A 16,947-nucleotide genomic window follows, 5' to 3' on the forward strand; every position below is an offset into this window, starting at 1 on the left:
AAGTAAGTGCTTTTTCTACTAACTTACTGTGTTTTCGGGAGAACAAGAAGTGTGATGGCTGGAACGCGAAATTGGATAACTGGCGCGACATTAGTACTTGGGTGTTATTACCTCGGTACGTGGCTGTCTTCCTCAACAGGTTTACCACTGCCAGGTGCACTTACTGGCTTGCTCATTCTTCTGGCCGTACTTTTTATCGTTCCGACGGCCGAACCTCTTGTGGCACGTGCCGCTTCCCCCTTACTACGTCATATGTCGGTACTATTTGTACCTGCGGTTCTTGGCGTTAGTGCATATTGGAGTGAAATAGCACAAAACGGGTGGGCCATTGGTATCGCGATAATTATCACTACCTGCATAAGCTTGGGGATTAGCGCTAAAATAGCAGAAAAACTACTGTCCTCACGCCATGCACACCTTTCGCAAGTACCTGCTAAGAAAGATGCAGCCGAACAAGTCACCGAGCAACGGGAAGTAAAAAAGGGAAGTGACAATGATTGAGGCTATTAAAAATGCCGCTACGCTTTCGGGTGTGGTTTGGCTTGCCATCACGCTACTTTTTTATTGGGTTGGGTTAGCTATAAATCGCAAATACTACCGTTACCCGATTTCTCACCCCCTTATTTTTACGGCGCTAAGTGTGGGATTGGTTGTGTATTTTTCCAATACTGCTATGGCCCATTACCAGCAATCTGCTGGCTTGTTACATTGGTTGTTAGGCCCTGTAACGGTTGCGTTGGCACTGCCAATTTACCGACAATGGCAACGTTTGCGTCACTATGGTTTACCTTTGGTGGTGAGCATAATGGCAGGAGGAATTGTTGCGCCAATTTTGGCATGGGCAGCACTTTGGGTTTTCAACTCGCCAATTAGCATTCAACTCACTATGTTAGCCAAATCTATTACCACGCCCCTCGCCATGGAAGCATCGGCTCAAATAGGGGGAATTCCTGCTCTTGCAGCCGTGTTTGTTATTACTACCGGTGTTGTAGGCGCCATTGCCGCTACGAGTATTTTTCGTGTTTTTAAGGTAACCGATACTCAATCTCAAGGCGTTGCACTAGGTACGGTTGCACACGCAGTCGGAACCGCAAAATCGTTACATATGGGTGATGATGTGGCAGCCATGGCAACACTAGGTTTATGCGTAAATGGCATATTTACCGCTATTATTTTGCCATTAATATTTAGTTTTCTCTCACCATCGCTTTAATTTTGACTACAATGGATTAAAGCAATTCATTCGAAAGTGCTATTGTGAGTTTCGACGTGTCACGTCAATATATGAACCGTCAAAATTTATCGCTTCAGTTCGAAGTATTAACGCCGATACAGTGTTGATTACAACGCATTGTAATTTTCACTGTTATCAAAAAGCTAGGTGGTAAGATTATTCAATGTTTTCTGTACTCGTCTGTGACGACTCGTTAGTCGCTCGAAAACAAGTTGCCAAATGTTTACCTCAGGACTGGGATGTTTCTGTACATTTTGCAAAGAATGGCCAGGAAGCACTCGTCGCGCTTAAAGAAGGTAAAGGAGATTTACTGCTGCTTGATTTGAACATGCCCATACTCGATGGCTATGGCACGTTAGAAGCAATTAAAGCAGAAGGCTTGTCGACTAAGGTCATTGTTATTTCAGGAGATATTCAACCTGAAGCTTACGATAGAGTAACGGCTTTGGGGGCATTGGATTTCATTCGTAAGCCCGTATCGCCTCAAACCCTTGCTGAAGTGCTCGATAAATTTGACATATTGCGCAGCGAGCCAGAGCCTGTTGTGGAAGCTGCGCCTTTAGACCCTGATATCCGTGATTGCTACCAAGAAATAACGAATATCGCCATGGGTCAAGCCGGTGATCATTTAGCTCGCATCATGAACGTTTTCGTTCGACTTCCTATCCCCAATGTAAACCTCATTGAAGTTTCTGAATTACACATGATGCTTTCAGATATCGAAAGTCATGAACAAGTTACCGCCGTTTGCCAGGGCTTTATAGGGCCGGGCATCAGTGGCGAGGCCATTTGTATTTTAAGTGATTCGAGCTTTGAAGATGTGGCAAAAATTCTCAATGTGGAAGGCGAAGTAGATGACCAGCTTCAGCTCGAGCTATTAATGGATGCTGCCAGTATTCTTATCGGCACTTGCCTTACTGGCCTAGCAGTGCAAATGGATGTTAACTTCAGCCAAGGTCATCCTATTGTTTTAGGGCAGCACCGAGCCATTACTGAAATTATCAGTATGAATCAGATTAGATGGAAACGAACCCTCGCCATCGAGCTAAGCTATGGCTTAGAAGGTTACAATGTTCAATGTGATTTGATTTTGTTATTTACCGAAGAGTCGATGAAAATGATGAATTCGAAACTTGCCCACCTGTTGGAGGACTTCTAATGAGCCAGCAATTGGATGATATACTCGAATTCCATTGGATGATGGATATGCTTCAAACGGTTGACGTTGGCATTGTTGTGCTAAATCGACAGTTTAAAATTCAAGTCTGGAACGGCTTCATGGAAAGCCATAGTGGTATGTTACCCAGTGACGTTCGTGATAAGTCGCTTTTTGAATTATTCCCCTCCATTAAAGAAGACTGGTTTAAGCAAAAATCTAAACCCGTATTCGAGCTAAAAACCAGAGCATTTATGACCTGGGAACAGCGCCCTTATTTATTTAAGTTTCCTAACTACCGGCCGATTACAGGTAGTGAGTCATTTATGTATCAAAACATCACACTGTCGCCATTAATATCGGCTACAGGAAATGTTGAATACATCAGTATGATGATTTACGACATGACAGATGTTGCGGTTGGTAAAAAGCAACTTGAAGCCATACAGGTGCATATGACGGAAGCACAAGAGCGTAATCAGCTCGCCCGCTAGTATTCACTTTTATCGCCACAAGTAACTTGCGAACCACCCCCCATTTTTTATTCGAGTTAATCGACACGAGGCCGCAGTTCTACGTGTTGCCGGAGTCACTATGCGAACGTTTTTCCAGTTTCTATTCTCACCCTTGTTTTTGCTATTAGAGGCGAAGGCAAAAACTACCCTTTCGACTAAATGTTTTATTCTTGTTGCAATGGTGTTTGTGTTAGCTGCGTGTGGCGGTGGCGGCGGTGATTCAGATGGCGGCAGTGGCTCTAGCAACAGTGACTTAGTGATTAACGCCGGTGACGATGCAACGGTTACCGAGGGCGCAAGTTATTCATTGAGTGCGGTAGTGAGTGGTGGGAATGAAGAATATACCTACCGTTGGTCGGCATCGCCTTCACTGACTATCACCCATGAAGACACTAGCGATTCTGCTGCTAGCTTTGAAGCGCCAAGCGTATCAAGTGCCACAGAATACACTATTACCGTAACGGTTAACGACACGGGGGGCAACGAAGCCAGTGATTTAACCATTATAACCGTGGTGCCAATTAATATTGCTCCAGAAGCGATTATTGATGTGCCCGAGTGGGATGGTTTAGATGCAAATAATTTCCCCGGTGGTGTAGAAGTTATTTTTGATGGTAGTAGCAGCACCGATGCCGATGCTGCAGACGAGAGCGCATCCATCTCTGATTACAGCTGGACGCAAACCGACGGCACTAACGTGATTACGGGTGAAGAAACCAATTTATCAACGCTTACCATAGTGACGCCTATCGCAAATGATGCACAAACCCTAAGTTTCGAATTGACAGTAACCGACAGCGAAGGCACTACCGACACTGAATCAGTGGCTATTTTTGTGCAGTCAGAGTCAGATACGTTGCCTGAGGTTGACGCTGGTTCTTCTCAGGGTGTTTTTAGTGGTGAAACTATTTTGCTAGATGGCGATGCCAGTACCAGTATTCCAAGTGCGTTACCGCTTACTTATGATTGGGAGCGCAGTAATAATGTATCTTCAACAGCGTTACCTGCTAATGCAGCTGATGCATCTATCTTAAGCCAAAACGTAGACATACAAGCAATAGATGATGAAGATGGCTTATCTACTTTTGCTATCGCGCCTGCGGTAACTGAATATACCGTAGTGGCTTACACATTAACCGTGACCGATGCCAACGGTAATCAAGTAGAAGATACAATTAATGTGGGCGTACGCCCTATGCCGACTCCCTTAATGAATGATACTGGCGTGTTGCAGCAAGCAACTGATAATGCACTTACTGAAGCGCAACAAAACGAGTGGCCAGGTCAAGATGGTCAACGAGGCGCTGATGTTGTTGAGAATAATGGATTAATTGAGAAAGCAGGAAGAGGCAAAGCGGGCTTCGATTATACCCGCTTAAATGCCAATGGCGATGAACAAGATGCCAGTGCAGATGCGTGGTCATGCGTACGCGACAACGTAACGGGCTTAGTGTGGGAAGTAAAGACCGACGACGGTACACTGCAAGATAAAGACTACACTTATTCATGGTATAGCGACGATGTTAATGGTGGTTATGAAGGTGATTTAAGCGGCAACGATACGGTTTGTTCACTGACTAACTGCAACACGCAAGCTTATGTGACAGCATTAAACGCTCAAGGGTTATGTGGTTTTTACGACTGGCGTATGCCCACGCACCAAGAACTTTTTTCGCTTATGCATTTAGGTATCTCTGATAGCATGACCATTGATGAGGATTACTTTCCTTATACAGGTGTGCTTTCAGCAAACCCAGTGTGGTACTGGACTTCTGTACCTAGCGCAGACGGTGTAAACAGCGACGATGCCCAAAATGCATGGGCGCTGGATTTCGATTCTGGGGTAGATAATTTTTTAAATAAATCCTCGGCGGCAAAAGTACGCTTAGTAAGAGCGGGGAGATAATTATGAAAAACGTAGTGCCTTTTTTAACACCTAAATTATCATCTGTATTAGCACCACTAGCAGCATCGCTTATGCTAGTTTCAACTGGCTTATCGGCACAAACGTGTTTGTCAGACGGGCTTGAAACCACACCTGATGAAGACTTTACTACCATTACTAGTAGTACGGTGTTACACGCGCCTACCGACTTGGTGTGGGAGCGCTGTGCAGAAGGCCAAACCTGGGATGGGTCTACCTGTGATGGCGAAGCCGTGAAGTACACATGGCAGCAAGCATTAAAGTTAGCGCATGCGGCCAGTGATGAAGATTTGCTGGGGTGGCGACTTCCCAATGTTAAAGAACTTGCCACTATTGTTGAGCGTGACTGTGTACGACCAGCGGTAAATAGCACCATGTTCCCAGAAACGCCGCCAGATGACTTTTGGACTTCTACCCCTTCGGTTGATGATCCCGATAGGGCATGGGTAGTGGCTTTCTTTAATGCTAGCCATTCAATCAAAGAGAAAGATCGCTTTATTTACGTAAGATTGGTGCGAACGTACACAAACGATTAGTGAAGATGCACAAACCTTTGATTTATACTTTAGACCAATGAGAAGGTTGTGCGGTAGGAAATATGAAGGCGCGCACTTATAATGCGCGTATTTCTTATTGTTAGCAGGCATCCATGTTTACCTTGATACTTCACCCTGATTTTTCGCAGTTTAGACTCATGTCACCTTCCTATTTGCGTGTAAGCTAGCCACAATACTCTCATGAAATATTTTGAACGCCTTTTACTAGGCATGGTAAGCACAGTGCTATTTGCTGGATGGATTAAACCAGCCTCGGCAGAAATTTCGTGCAACATTGATTTTGCTTATGGCTTAGCGGTAAATGAAACTCAACTTCGCGTTATGGAAAAGTCTCGCACGCGGGTGCAAATTAACGATCAAACTCAACTTTTTATTGATGGGCGTTGGCAAACCCTTACCGCTGAACAAAGCGAGTGGTTAGGTGAGTATGCGCATGGCCTACATTATGTGGTGCCCAAAATGATAGTGTTGGCTACCGAGGGCGTTGATTTAGCAGTAGATACTATTGAGAGTGTGTACCTAGGTTTAGTAGGAAGCGACCACGATAGCTACGAGCGCTTAAATAGCGCTATGAAGCGGGTAAAAGTAAGGGTTAAAGACAAGTTCAGACATGCGAGTAATCATTACTTCATCGGCCCAGGATCGTTAGAAAGTGTCGATGATTTTGTTGATAGTGAAATTGAAGCCCAATTGGAAGAGGCTATTTCTACCTCGGTAGGCGGTATTTTGTCGGCTATTAGCGGAATCAATACCAATAGTGATGAAGTGAACAGTGACAAAGTCGCTGAAATTACCCGTCAATTAGGCACGGTAGGCGAGCAGCTTGAAAGAGATATGAACAGCAAAGCAACCAGCCTACGAAATAAAGCAGAGTGGATTTGTAACAAACTAAAACGATTAGATGTTGCTGAAGAAAAGCTTCGCGCTTCAATACCCGCACTGCAACCGTATAATCTCATTATTTCCCATTCCCCAGAGGAAACGGAATAGCGGATAGCCTCGCACTAAGCGAGGCCAATCCTGCCTACTTCCAATCTATACAAAACAAGACAGTAAAGTGTTCAGGTAACGTCTGCCTTTTGCGGTTACCTGCCAGTGGGTATCGGTAATATCGAGCAGCCCTTGTGCCTGAGCATCGTCTAAAGCGTCTTGATATTCTTTCGTTAATTCAACACCGGTTAGTGCGGTGTAGTCCTCAATAGGGCAGGGCTCTACCAATCTAAAGCGGTTCATGAAGAATTCAAACGGTAAGTCTTCAGCAGGTACCCGTGTTTCTGTGTCTAAATAAGGGCGGCTTATTTCCATGTAGCCACGAGGGTGCTTAATTTTAACCGTACGCGTAATCGTTCCCGTGGCGATATCCGTAACCTTGCCGTGCGCGCCGCAGCCTATTCCCAAGTAATCACCAAAACGCCAATAGTTAAGGTTATGCTGGCACTGATGCCCCGCTTTTGCGTAAGCAGAAATCTCATATTGCTCATAACCAGCGGCCTTTAATCGTGCATGGCCTTGTTCTTGAATGTCCCACAAAATATCATCATCGGGTAATTCAGGCGGACGTGAATAAAAGGGCGTATTAGGTTCAATCGTTAACTGATACCACGACAAATGATAGGGCGACAACGCCAAGGCTTTATTCACATCAGACATGGCGTTTTCTACACTTTGTTCGGGTAGACCATGCATTAAATCTAAGTTAAATGTAGGTAGCCCAGCACTATGTGCCTGATTAATCGCTTCTATGGCTTGGGTATCATTATGAATGCGGCCAAGCACTTTTAGGTGGGCAGGCTGAAAGCTTTGTATACCTACTGATATACGGTTTATACCGGCTTGATAAAAGCCAGCGAAACGACCACTTTCCACCGTACCAGGGTTAGCTTCCATGGTGATCTCAGCATCATCCGCTAAGTTTACCCGTATGCGAATACCCTTAATTAAGTCGCTAATCGCCTCGGCTGAAAATAAACTTGGAGTGCCCCCGCCTATGAAAATAGTTTCAACGGTTCTATCGCCAATGCGCTTAGCATCTATGGCTAAGTCATCGAGCAAGTGAGCTACATACTCTTTTTCGGGCAATGCTGACTTTAAGCCGTGTGAATTAAAATCGCAATATGGGCATTTTTGTACGCACCATGGAATATGCACATACAAACTTAGTGGAGGATTACGCAAAGGTGTTTCTCATTGATGCTAATAATATAGCCAGTGCGTTTCCGCGGTGACTAATACGGTTCTTTTCAGCTTTATCTAACTGCGCTGCGGTGCAGTTGTGCGATGGCACGTTGAATACTGGGTCGTATCCAAAGCCGCCGTCACCTTCACGAGATTTAAGAATTTCACCTTCCCACTTACCTTGGCTAACGAGTGGCACAGGGTCACCTGCGTGGCGCATGAAAACCAATGTGCAAAAGAAGTGGGCTTTGCGATTGTCAGAACCTGCTAACTCACTTAAAAGCTTGTCGATATTGTCGCTGTCGGTAGCATCCTCGCCAGCAAAGCGTGCTGAATAAATACCAGGTGCGCCGCCAAGGGCATCAACCACTAAGCCGGAATCGTCAGCAATAGCCGGTAAACCGGTTACCTTGGCAGCATGTCGCGCTTTAATAATGGCATTCTCAACAAAGGTAGTGCCTGTTTCAGGTACGTCTTCTACGCCCAAGTCTTTTTGCGCAATAACATCTACACCGTACTCAGCAAACAAGCTGGTGAATTCACGCACCTTGCCCTGATTACCAGACGCAAGCACTATCTTTTGAGGAAAAGTCATAAAAATACCTTAACAAATTTAATTCAGTTTTAGCTGGCGCTGGCTAAGCTAAGCAGGAGACCTAACTACCCCGTAACCACGCGGTGAATACATCCCTGTACGCTCCGCTGCCGCATCCATGCGGCAGAGGGGTTACTGTGCAGTTAGTTCTCCTACTTGCTAGCCTGTGTCGCAAATATTGCAGTTTTAATCGCGGTTTATTTAATAGCTTGTGTAGCAGATTAAGAGCAACTTAATAAGACACCGTTTTTAAAAAACTTTGAATGGCTAAAGGTGGTTTATACCTGCCGGTTTCGCAGATTGCCCTGAATTGGGAGAAAGCTTGCGCAGCCAACACACCTGATTGGCCGCGCTAACCGTGCCATCGCCAACCTCGTCATCAACTAGCACGCAAAGGGCCGCATCACTTATCCCCAGATCAGCTCATCGCGTTAGCGCTTCTTCGTGCGATTCTTAATTTTTGGCTTCGCTTTCGCCTTGGCTTTCGCTTTGTCTTTCGCCGTTAGCTTTTTCTTTCTTGGGCCAATTTTAGGTGTTTTGTTTTGCGGACGAAGTTCTGCAATAACGCGGGCTTTAATTGGCTCTTCGGTGTAGCGTGCCGCTTTGGAAATAAATTCAAAGTCGTGGGCTTCTATCAATGAAATCGCAGTGCCTTTGGCGCCAGCGCGCCCGGTACGGCCAATTCGGTGAACATAAACGTCGGCTTTACGTGGCATATCGAAGTTAATGACATGGCTAACTTCAGGTACATCAATGCCTCGCGCGGCTACGTCGGTGGCTAGGAGTACCGGCACTTCGCCGCTTTTAAAGCGCGTTAAGGCAGCCATACGTTTATCTTGTGGCATTTCGCCTTGTAACCAGCACACCATAATATCTTGCGACGCTAAGTAGTCTTTAAGCATTTGCAGGCGTTCGCGGGTTTTAACGAATACAACCGTGGTAGTCGCTTGTTCTTTTAATATATGAACGAGCAATGCCTTTTTATGGTTTAAGTCATCAGCTAAGTGATACCACTGGTGAATTTTGTTCTTTTCTTTGCGTGATGGAAACGCTTCAATCACTTCAGGGTTTTGCAGAATGTCTTTGGCAAACTGACTGACACCGCCGCCTTCCAATGTGGCAGAAAATAGCATGTTCTGTTTGCGCCAGCGTGCTTCACTAGCAATCTGGTTCACAATAGTGCGGAAACCCATGTCTAGCATGCGATCGGCTTCATCAAGTATCAGGCACTCGATGTCACGACAATCGGCCATTTCATTTTGAATGTGTTCGAACAAACGCCCTGGAGTAGCCACCAAAATATCGATACTTTGGCTAAGGGTTTCTCTGTCGGTACCGTAGTTAATGCCACCGGTGATCACACCGCTAACAATATCAGTGTGTCTGGTTAACTCAACGGCTTGTTCATACACCTGAAGCGCGAGTTCGCGGGTAGGGGTAAGAATAAGAATGCGAGTCGAACCTGGTTGCTTACGCGGGTAGTCGAGTAAAAACTGACAAACTGGCAACAAGAACGCAGCGGTTTTTCCCGTGCCTGTAGGCGCAGAAGCCAAAATGTCGCGCCCGTCCATTGCATGAGGGATAACCAAAGATTGTACGCTGGTGGGGCTCTCGTAGCCCATATCTGCCACCGCGTGGCAGAGTTCTTCGTCTAATTCGAGATCTTCGAAAGTCATAGTATAAAAACGCTCATATTGAATGGGGCGTATTGTAGCATTTATGGTACAAAACGTAGAAAAAAAACACGTAATAGATAATTTACCGAATCGTTTTGTGCAAGCACATCACAACCCCTTTGATAGCACCTTACGAAATTAAGTGATGAAAGCGCCTGATTAACTTGGTTTATCAGGGCGCCTTATCAAAGTAGTGCGCTTATTTTTTCCAATTTAGCATTGTTTAGTGCTTCACGAATTTCTGGGCCTTTAAATCCTTGGGCAATAATGTGCTGAACATCCACTGCATTGGCTGTTGCTAAAGCTTTAGTTATCAACGCTTCGCGTCTCGCCCAATTTAATGCATCTACAGTTTCCGGTCGTTCTGAATCAGCGAGTTGCCTTGCAATAGGCTGCAAGGCATTGAGAAAAAGACTAAAGCGTTCAGGTCGTCGCCATGCATCGGTTTTATTAAACACAGATAACAGAGTCTCGGCATCTAGTTTGTCGCTATTAAGAAGTGATGTTTTATGCGCACTCACCATTTCGGCAATTTCGCTCACTGTATTTTGCACTTTTAAGCGTTTACACAGTTGCTGAACTTCATTGAGTGATAAGCCTGAACAAAGCGCTGCGAAACGAATTTCTATTGGCGCAGTCTGACTGGCGTTTTGTTCCTGTGGTTGAGTGTGTGATTGCTTTTGAATTTGTTTGAGTGTCTGAATACCAGTAATAAAAGCGCTTTCAGACTGACTAAGTTCTGCAAACCAGTCGTCTAAGCCATGGCACGCTTTTAAGGTTTTGAAAAATACCTCGGGAGTAGCTTCCAGCAAACTTCGCTTGGTTTCTTGCCATACTCTTTCTGCACTTAGGCTGTTTAACTCACCAGACTTGGCCATGTCGGTCATTAAGCTTAAGGTTTCTTCTGCAATGGTAAATCCTAAATAGGCATAGCGGGTGGCAAAACGGGCTACGCGAAATACCCGTAGAGGGTCTTCACTAAAGGCTTCAGAAACATGACGAAGAACTTTTTGCGCTAAATCTTGCTGGCCATGATAGGGGTCGATAAGTTCGCCGTCTTGATCTCGGGCAATGGCATTTACAGTTAAATCTCGGCGTTTTAAATCCTCTTCCAACGTGACCGACGTAGACGCGTCGCACTCAAAGCCTGTATAGCCGTTGCTTGTTTTTCGTTCGGTACGGGCAAGTGCGTATTCTTCTGAGGTTTTGGGGTGTAAGAATACAGGGAAGTCTTTACCGACTTGAGTGAAGCCTTTAGCTAGCATTTGCGCAGGTGTTGCTCCTACCACAACATAATCACGTTCGGTAACGGTTCTTCCCAAAAGGGTGTCGCGTACCGCGCCGCCAACTAAATAAACTTGCATGTAACCTCTATATTAAAATTTAACTAAGCCAATGCGTATTATTACAGAAGCAGTTTGTATAAGCACACTTTGACTTCTGTTCACGCTCTGGTAGTTTAAATCGCGTTTTCAACTTCAACAGCGAATACCATGTATTTGAATTACTTTGGGTTAAGTGATAATCCGTTTTCAATCGCGCCAAACCCCGATTACCTCTATATGAGCCCGCGGCACAAAGAGGCGTTAGCTCACCTTACTTTTGGGCTAAGTGAAAGTGGCGGTTTTGTTATGCTTACCGGCGAGGTAGGGACAGGGAAAACCACGGTTTCTCGTAAGTTATTGCAGCAACTGCCCGATAACACCCAAGTCGCGATGATACTAAACCCAACGCTTTCTGCGCTGGAGTTACTCGCCACGGTATGCGATGAACTTGGTTTACACTACCAAGAAGAGAAAGCCAGCTTAAAATACTTTACCGATTTGATTTTATCTAAGTTGGCAGAAAATCACCAACAGGGTATGAACACGGTGTTGATGGTTGATGAAGCGCAGCACTTATTGCCAGAAGTGTTGGAACAATTGCGGTTATTAACGAACCTTGAAACCAACCGCGAAAAGCTATTAAAAGTGGTATTAATCGGCCAGCCTGAATTACAGCAACTATTGAAGCGCAACGAGCTAAGACAACTCGCTCAGCGTATTACTGCACGGTATCATTTGCTGCCACTTACCGCCCCAGAAGTTAGTGCTTACATAGCGCATAGACTTAGTGTCGCGCATGGTGATGTGAGTATTTTTAGCAAATCTACCTTGCGGGCAGTGCATCAAATAACCGGTGGTATTCCAAGAGTGATAAACTTGCTTTGCGATAGGGCGTTAACCCTTTCTTTTACCAAACAACATGCTGTAGTGCAAAAACCTATTTTCCTTGCTGCAGCACAGCAAATTCTTGGTGAAGATGTGGTAAGCCAACGTATGCAAGGTAATCGAAAGTGGTGGCTTGCAACCGCATTTGTTGTAGCTGTGTTCTGTGGTTATGGCCTAGGGAGTTTATATGTCTAATATTCTTAGTATTAGTGACCTGAAGCCCGGCATGGTGATTGTTAGAATTACGCAACAGAATGGGCCGGTTAAAATTCGAAAATCGGGCTTGGTGTCTAGCGATGCTATGGTGGAAGGCTTAGCCGAAATGGGTGTTCAGGAAATAGAAATAGATCCTGATCAAACAGTAGAAATTGCGCCTGCTACTACAGCGGGAAGTGGCCATCGCACACAGACCCAAGCACTACTGCGTGGCCAGCATGATACCAGCGCTAAGTTCGACAAAACGCTATCTGATCAATTTAATCGCAGTTTGTTTTTGCCTACCGTGCAAGGACTACCTTCCATGTGGAAGGTATATGGCAAAGAACTTGCGACTTATTCGACCATTGTTGCAGGTGGTTTTTGCTTAGGTTTTTTGGTTGCCACGCGAGGTGAATGGTGGCCTGCGGTTACAGCATCGGTTGTGGAAACTATTCAACCTGAAACCTCAACCACGGCCGCTACCTCGGAATTGGGTTCTGAAGCGCTTAAACAAGCGCCGACACAAGAGCTTGCACAGACATCTTCACAGCTAACTGCACAAGTTAGCGGCCAAGGCAGTGTGCAAGGGGCAGAACAAACAGCTGCGCCAATAGATACGCCGTTAATGGTGCCCAATGCATCTGAACAAGTATCAACCTCTAGCGGTAATCCACCTTCTGAAGGCATCGCTTCGCAAGAAGTTGGTTCAGATGATATATCGCAAGCCTCTCGCGCTAATAACAGCCCAAATTCACAATCTCTGCCAAGCCAAAACTCTACGGGAAATCAAGCTCTGACGGAGAATCGAAGTGATGCTGATGATACGTTCGACTTAGCCGTGGCTGAGGAAGAAGGGCGCGTGCTTAATTCTCAAGGCAACCAAGATGACAACAAGATTGAAGTATCGCCAGAACTGTTAGCGCGTTTTAATCAAGCGGTGGCCGCACTCGATACCCAAGCTGAGAATAATGATTTTGAGCCGGAAACGAAAGTAACGGTTCGAGACAACATTCAGCGTGTTGATCAGTTACCTGTGCGGCTATTAACGAGATTGCCCTCTATGAACTTCAGTGCGCATATGTACGCATCACGACCCGATGATCGCTGGGTGCGAGTGAACGGCAAACAAATGAGTGAGGGCGATTGGATTGACGATAAGGTGCAAATTGTCAATATTGAAGCGCAGCAAGTGGTGTTAGGTTTTGAAGAAGAACTCTTCACCATGGCGGCGCTTACGGATTGGTAATAAAAGCGCTAAGCAATGAGGTATTGAAGTGCATTTTAATGCCCATTGCTCATTAGTCTGGCGCTTGACTGACAAATACGTCTTGAAAGAAAGTCGACAAGTTAACGTTAAAATCATCGGGCCGTACACCTGAGACAATTTCGTCATCATTTGCACTTAAATCTAGCCGAGTAATATCGTCATATTGCTGCGATGGAACGCTATAAAATGTCATCACAATGGGGCTCATCGTACTAAGTGGGTTTTGTTGGCTGACAATGGCAAGTTTCCCACTTTTTAGCCTAACAATTGAGCCTACAGGGTGCACTCCCATGCATGTGACAAATTGGCTAACCAAGGCTTGATCGAGGCTCTTATCTTCCGTTAGTCGTTTGAGGGCCTGGGTGGGGCTAATACTTTCTTTGTGGGGACGATTGGACACCATGGCATCGTAGGTATCAATAATACCTGCAATGCGCGCAAATTCTGAAATTGCCATGTCTTTGAGTGCTTTAGGGTAGCCACTGCCGTCTATGCGTTCGTGATGTTGCGCAATAATCGATAACACTAAATCCGAAATATCACCACACTGCTCCACAAGCTCAACACCAATATCAACATGGGTTTTCATCATTTCCCAATCTGCCGCTGACAAATCGTCAACATTGTTGTGAACATCCATAGGTAACGACGACATGCCAACGTCCATCAACAAAGCACCTAAACTCGCTTGATCTATGGTATCTCTGTCATACCCTAGAAACTGGGTAAACATGCCCATTAAAATACTGCAGTTGATAGAGTGTTCTAGCAGGTAAGCGTTGTTGTTTTTTATCAGAGTTAAGCAGGACAGGGCGTCTTTGTTATCAAATACACTATCGATAAGGCTCTGCGCTAGGTCTTTCACTAATTTTAAGTCGTTTACCGCACCACGGTTAAGTGCAGATAAAAAACCGTTTTGTATATTTATCGCATCAAAGTAAAGCCCATTAGCTTCTTTCATTGCGTTTCTTGTAAGGCTATTAGGCGCTGGCGACTGCTCTTCTTTTACATCAGTAGGCGCTTGAGTGATTGTTTCTGATGTGGGAAGGGGAGCTGAGTCGGTTGCTGGTTCGTGAATAACAGACTTCTCGAAGTCTACTTGAACAGTCAATATCCCGCGAGATTTTAAGGTGTTGATGACCGTTTGATGTTTTACAAGGCCCTTTGAACGCATCCGTAAACTGCCGGTTTGTTTAAGTACTTGGTTGATGTACATCCCTGGTTTGAGATCATCAATAGGTACTGCTTTCAGCATAAAGACTCCATTCAATTTTTTCTGCGATGTTAATTACTTACTAAAGTTAGGCGAAGTACGAGTACTTCGCCATCACTACGGAGCAAAATTCCACTGAACGATACTAAAGTTTAAACCTAGCGTTTAAGAGCTTGTATTTTACAGCTAGTATTTTACAGCCAGTAATTAAACCCAAACAGGTTGCTTCGCTTCGTAAGCCGAAATTTTGTCAGTAAGCTCAAGCGTTTGGCCAATCGCATCTAACCCTTTTAGCAAGTTAGTTTTATGGTGATCCGCAATGTCGAAGCTGAAGCTAGTCTCACCAAAAGATACAGTTTGCTCTGGTAAGTTAACCGTAATTTCTAGCGCTGGATTAGCTTCAACTGCTGCAAACAATGCGTCCATTTCGCTGCTGGCAAGCGCAACCGGTAACAATTGGTTATTAATACAGTTGCCATAAAAAATATCAGCATAGCTGGTGGCAATAATGGTTTTAAAACCAAAATCGTTCAGCGACCATGGCGCATGTTCACGGCTAGATCCACAACCAAAATTTTCTCGAGTAAGTAATATACTTGCACCGGCAAACTCAGGTTTGTTCAATGAGAACTCTGGGTTAGGTACTTTTTCTTCTAAATCCAAATAACGCCAATCGTGAAACAAGTGCTTTCCATAGCCAGCGCGAGTCACACCAGTTAGAAACTGCTTGGGAATAATTTGGTCGGTATCTACGTTGGCTTGGTCTAGCGGTACTGCTGAACCTGTGTGCGCGGTAAAACCTTGTATTGAATTAGACATGGTTACTCCTGAAATTCTCTAACATCGGCGAAACGGCCAGTAATAGCGGCGGCAGCTGCCATCGCTGGGCTAACCAAATGGGTGCGTGCACCACGACCCTGACGGCCTTCAAAGTTTCGGTTACTGGTTGATGCACAACGATCGCCAGCCACAAGTTTGTCGTCGTTCATACCCAAGCACATAGAGCAACCTGGTAAACGCCATTCAAAGCCAGCGTCGGTAAAGATTTTATCTAACCCTTCAGCCTCAGCTTGTTTTTTCACATGACCTGAACCAGGAACCACAATGGCGGTAACTGAATCGACTACTTTGCCATTCTTAGCAATATGCGCAGCTGCACGTAAATCTTCAATACGACCATTAGTACAAGAACCAATAAACACATGGTTTACGGCAACATCTGCAAGCTTATCGCCTGCTGATAATCCCATATAGCCCAAGGCTTTTTTGGCGCTTTCTTTTTCGATAGGATCAGAGAAATCATCTGGGCCCGGCACGGGTGCATCAACACCAATAACTTGGCCTGGGTTTGTGCCCCAAGTAACCTGAGGTGCAATGTCAGCCGCTTCAAGTTCTACTACTGTATCGAAGCTTGCGCCTTCTTCAGTGTAAAGGGTTTTCCAATAGGCTACAGCGTCTTCCCAGTCTTGGCCCTTTGGCGCGTATTCACGGCCTTTAAGGTATTCAAAAGTAGTGTCATCAGGAGCAATTAAGCCTGCTTTAGCGCCAGCTTCTATACTCATGTTGCACACGGTCATGCGCTCTTCCATGGTTAAACCAGAAATAGCTTCACCTGCATATTCAATAACGTGCCCCGTTGCGCCTGCGTGACCAATTCTGCCAATGATGGCTAGAATGATGTCTTTCGCAGTAATACCAACAGGAAGCGTACCATTTACCTTAATGAGCATGCTTTTCGCACGGCTTTGCTTAAGGGTTTGAGTTGCTAATACGTGCTCAACTTGAGACGTACCAATACCAAATGCTAGGGCACCGAATGCGCCATGAGTGGCAGTGTGTGAATCGCCACATACAACTGTCATGCCCGGTTGAATCAGGCCTAGTTCAGGGCCCATAACATGCACGATACCTTGCTTTTGGTGGCCAACAGGGAAAAGTTGAATGCCGTGTTGCTCACAGTTATTCGCAAGGGTGTGAAGTTGAAGTGCGTTTTGTGGACCGCACGCATCAATCGCTAACGAGCGAGTAGAAATACTGTGATCCATGGTACCAACAGTGCGCTCAGGGCAACGTACTTTACGGCTTTTTTCATTTAAGCCAGCAAAAGCCTGCGGCGAGGTTACTTCGTGAATAAGGTGGCGGTCGATGTAAATTAAGCTGTCTTCGCCTAATTGGTCGATAATATGTGCTTGCCACACTTTGTCGTATAAGGTCTTGGCCATGGTGT

General features: G+C 45.3%; 16 protein-coding genes. 9 read left to right on the forward strand and 7 right to left on the reverse strand.

Annotation, left to right across the window (positions count from 1 at the left end; genetic code table 11):
• The first annotated feature begins 54 nt into the window (after window positions 1-54).
• The 7 genes from KYS23_RS01475 (at window position 55) to KYS23_RS01505 (ending at window position 6,376) form a co-directional block, all read left to right on the forward strand.
• Window positions 55-501, forward strand: a complete 447-nt coding sequence (locus KYS23_RS01475; RefSeq protein WP_218396280.1) for a CidA/LrgA family protein — start codon at window positions 55-57, stop codon at window positions 499-501.
• A complete protein-coding gene (locus KYS23_RS01480; protein ID WP_159529070.1) occupies window positions 494-1,213 on the forward strand; it encodes an LrgB family protein in 720 nt (239 codons plus the stop codon). Before KYS23_RS01475 ends, KYS23_RS01480 begins: the two co-directional genes overlap by 8 nt.
• Before the next feature lie 184 nt (window positions 1,214-1,397).
• Entirely contained in the window at window positions 1,398-2,393 is a 996-nt protein-coding gene (locus KYS23_RS01485; RefSeq protein ID WP_159529072.1) for a response regulator, read from the forward strand.
• Window positions 2,393-2,884: a PAS domain-containing protein gene (locus KYS23_RS01490; protein WP_159529074.1), complete on the forward strand. Its 492-nt coding sequence runs from the start codon at window positions 2,393-2,395 to the stop codon at window positions 2,882-2,884. The genes KYS23_RS01485 and KYS23_RS01490 overlap by 1 nt, the downstream gene beginning before the upstream one ends.
• A 199-nt stretch (window positions 2,885-3,083) precedes the next feature.
• Window positions 3,084-4,811: an Lcl C-terminal domain-containing protein gene (locus KYS23_RS01495; protein WP_232370715.1), complete on the forward strand. Its 1,728-nt coding sequence runs from the start codon at window positions 3,084-3,086 to the stop codon at window positions 4,809-4,811.
• 2 nt (window positions 4,812-4,813) lie between these two features.
• Window positions 4,814-5,365, forward strand: coding sequence for an Lcl C-terminal domain-containing protein (locus KYS23_RS01500; protein WP_159529078.1), 552 nt, complete (start codon window positions 4,814-4,816; stop codon window positions 5,363-5,365).
• Window positions 5,366-5,566: 201 nt separating this feature from the next.
• The gene (locus KYS23_RS01505; RefSeq protein WP_159529080.1) at window positions 5,567-6,376 is read left to right on the forward strand and encodes a YggN family protein; all 810 of its coding nucleotides are present in this window, start codon (window positions 5,567-5,569) and stop codon (window positions 6,374-6,376) included.
• A 45-nt stretch (window positions 6,377-6,421) separates the two neighbouring features.
• Here the strand turns inward: KYS23_RS01505 and hemW are convergent, their stop codons facing one another.
• The 4 genes from hemW to KYS23_RS01525 all read right to left on the reverse strand — a co-directional run bounded on the left by hemW (window position 6,422) and on the right by KYS23_RS01525 (window position 11,196).
• On the reverse strand, window positions 6,422-7,561 hold the full coding sequence (hemW, locus tag KYS23_RS01510) for a radical SAM family heme chaperone HemW (RefSeq protein WP_159529082.1): 1,140 nt from the start codon (window positions 7,559-7,561) through the stop codon (window positions 6,422-6,424).
• Window positions 7,554-8,156: an XTP/dITP diphosphatase gene (locus tag KYS23_RS01515; protein ID WP_159529084.1), complete on the reverse strand. Its 603-nt coding sequence runs from the start codon at window positions 8,154-8,156 to the stop codon at window positions 7,554-7,556. Before KYS23_RS01515 ends, hemW begins: the two co-directional genes overlap by 8 nt.
• 431 nt (window positions 8,157-8,587) lie before the next feature.
• Window positions 8,588-9,832, reverse strand: coding sequence for an ATP-dependent RNA helicase SrmB (srmB, locus tag KYS23_RS01520; protein WP_159529086.1), 1,245 nt, complete (start codon window positions 9,830-9,832; stop codon window positions 8,588-8,590).
• A gap of 185 nt (window positions 9,833-10,017) precedes the next feature.
• Complete coding sequence (locus tag KYS23_RS01525) at window positions 10,018-11,196, reverse strand: multifunctional CCA addition/repair protein (RefSeq protein WP_218417957.1); 1,179 nt, start codon at window positions 11,194-11,196, stop codon at window positions 10,018-10,020.
• A 129-nt stretch (window positions 11,197-11,325) separates the two neighbouring features.
• Here KYS23_RS01525 and KYS23_RS01530 point away from each other — a divergent pair, with 129 nt between their 5' ends.
• Window positions 11,326-12,237, forward strand: coding sequence for an ExeA family protein (locus KYS23_RS01530; RefSeq protein WP_218417958.1), 912 nt, complete (start codon window positions 11,326-11,328; stop codon window positions 12,235-12,237).
• Window positions 12,230-13,486 carry a general secretion pathway protein GspB gene (locus tag KYS23_RS01535; protein ID WP_218417959.1) on the forward strand — a complete coding sequence of 419 codons (1,257 nt, stop codon included), beginning with the start codon at window positions 12,230-12,232 and terminating at the stop codon, window positions 13,484-13,486. Before KYS23_RS01530 ends, KYS23_RS01535 begins: the two co-directional genes overlap by 8 nt.
• A 52-nt stretch (window positions 13,487-13,538) precedes the next feature.
• On the opposite strand, the gene KYS23_RS01540 is transcribed toward KYS23_RS01535, so the two are convergent.
• The 3 genes from KYS23_RS01540 to leuC all read right to left on the reverse strand — a co-directional run bounded on the left by KYS23_RS01540 (window position 13,539) and on the right by leuC (window position 16,942).
• Window positions 13,539-14,762: a cyclic di-GMP phosphodiesterase gene (locus KYS23_RS01540; protein ID WP_159529093.1), complete on the reverse strand. Its 1,224-nt coding sequence runs from the start codon at window positions 14,760-14,762 to the stop codon at window positions 13,539-13,541.
• Window positions 14,763-14,927: 165 nt separating this feature from the next.
• Complete coding sequence (gene leuD / locus KYS23_RS01545) at window positions 14,928-15,539, reverse strand: 3-isopropylmalate dehydratase small subunit (RefSeq protein WP_159529094.1); 612 nt, start codon at window positions 15,537-15,539, stop codon at window positions 14,928-14,930.
• A gap of 2 nt (window positions 15,540-15,541) precedes the next feature.
• On the reverse strand, window positions 15,542-16,942 hold the full coding sequence (gene leuC, locus KYS23_RS01550) for a 3-isopropylmalate dehydratase large subunit (protein ID WP_159529096.1): 1,401 nt from the start codon (window positions 16,940-16,942) through the stop codon (window positions 15,542-15,544).
• Between the last annotated feature and the right edge of the window lie 5 nt (window positions 16,943-16,947).

This window comes from Alteromonas lipotrueae (assembly GCF_019249255.1).
Lineage (GTDB): Bacteria > Pseudomonadota > Gammaproteobacteria > Enterobacterales > Alteromonadaceae > Alteromonas > Alteromonas lipotrueae.

Excerpts from the sequence above, each read along its gene's own strand:
- KYS23_RS01475 (WP_218396280.1), top strand. The coding sequence starts at position 55 with ATGGCTGGAACGCGAAATTGGATAACTGGCGCGACATTAGTACTTGGG.
- KYS23_RS01480 (WP_159529070.1), top strand. The coding sequence starts at position 494 with ATGATTGAGGCTATTAAAAATGCCGCTACGCTTTCGGGTGTGGTTTGG.
- KYS23_RS01485 (WP_159529072.1), top strand. The coding sequence starts at position 1,398 with ATGTTTTCTGTACTCGTCTGTGACGACTCGTTAGTCGCTCGAAAACAA.
- KYS23_RS01490 (WP_159529074.1), top strand. The coding sequence starts at position 2,393 with ATGAGCCAGCAATTGGATGATATACTCGAATTCCATTGGATGATGGAT.
- KYS23_RS01495 (WP_232370715.1), top strand. The coding sequence starts at position 3,084 with ATGGTGTTTGTGTTAGCTGCGTGTGGCGGTGGCGGCGGTGATTCAGAT.
- KYS23_RS01500 (WP_159529078.1), top strand. The coding sequence starts at position 4,814 with ATGAAAAACGTAGTGCCTTTTTTAACACCTAAATTATCATCTGTATTA.
- KYS23_RS01505 (WP_159529080.1), top strand. The coding sequence starts at position 5,567 with ATGAAATATTTTGAACGCCTTTTACTAGGCATGGTAAGCACAGTGCTA.
- KYS23_RS01515 (WP_159529084.1), bottom strand. The coding sequence starts at position 8,156 with ATGACTTTTCCTCAAAAGATAGTGCTTGCGTCTGGTAATCAGGGCAAG.
- srmB (WP_159529086.1), bottom strand. The coding sequence starts at position 9,832 with ATGACTTTCGAAGATCTCGAATTAGACGAAGAACTCTGCCACGCGGTG.
- KYS23_RS01525 (WP_218417957.1), bottom strand. The coding sequence starts at position 11,196 with ATGCAAGTTTATTTAGTTGGCGGCGCGGTACGCGACACCCTTTTGGGA.
- KYS23_RS01530 (WP_218417958.1), top strand. The coding sequence starts at position 11,326 with ATGTATTTGAATTACTTTGGGTTAAGTGATAATCCGTTTTCAATCGCG.
- KYS23_RS01535 (WP_218417959.1), top strand. The coding sequence starts at position 12,230 with ATGTCTAATATTCTTAGTATTAGTGACCTGAAGCCCGGCATGGTGATT.
- KYS23_RS01540 (WP_159529093.1), bottom strand. The coding sequence starts at position 14,762 with ATGCTGAAAGCAGTACCTATTGATGATCTCAAACCAGGGATGTACATC.
- leuD (WP_159529094.1), bottom strand. The coding sequence starts at position 15,539 with ATGTCTAATTCAATACAAGGTTTTACCGCGCACACAGGTTCAGCAGTA.
- leuC (WP_159529096.1), bottom strand. The coding sequence starts at position 16,942 with ATGGCCAAGACCTTATACGACAAAGTGTGGCAAGCACATATTATCGAC.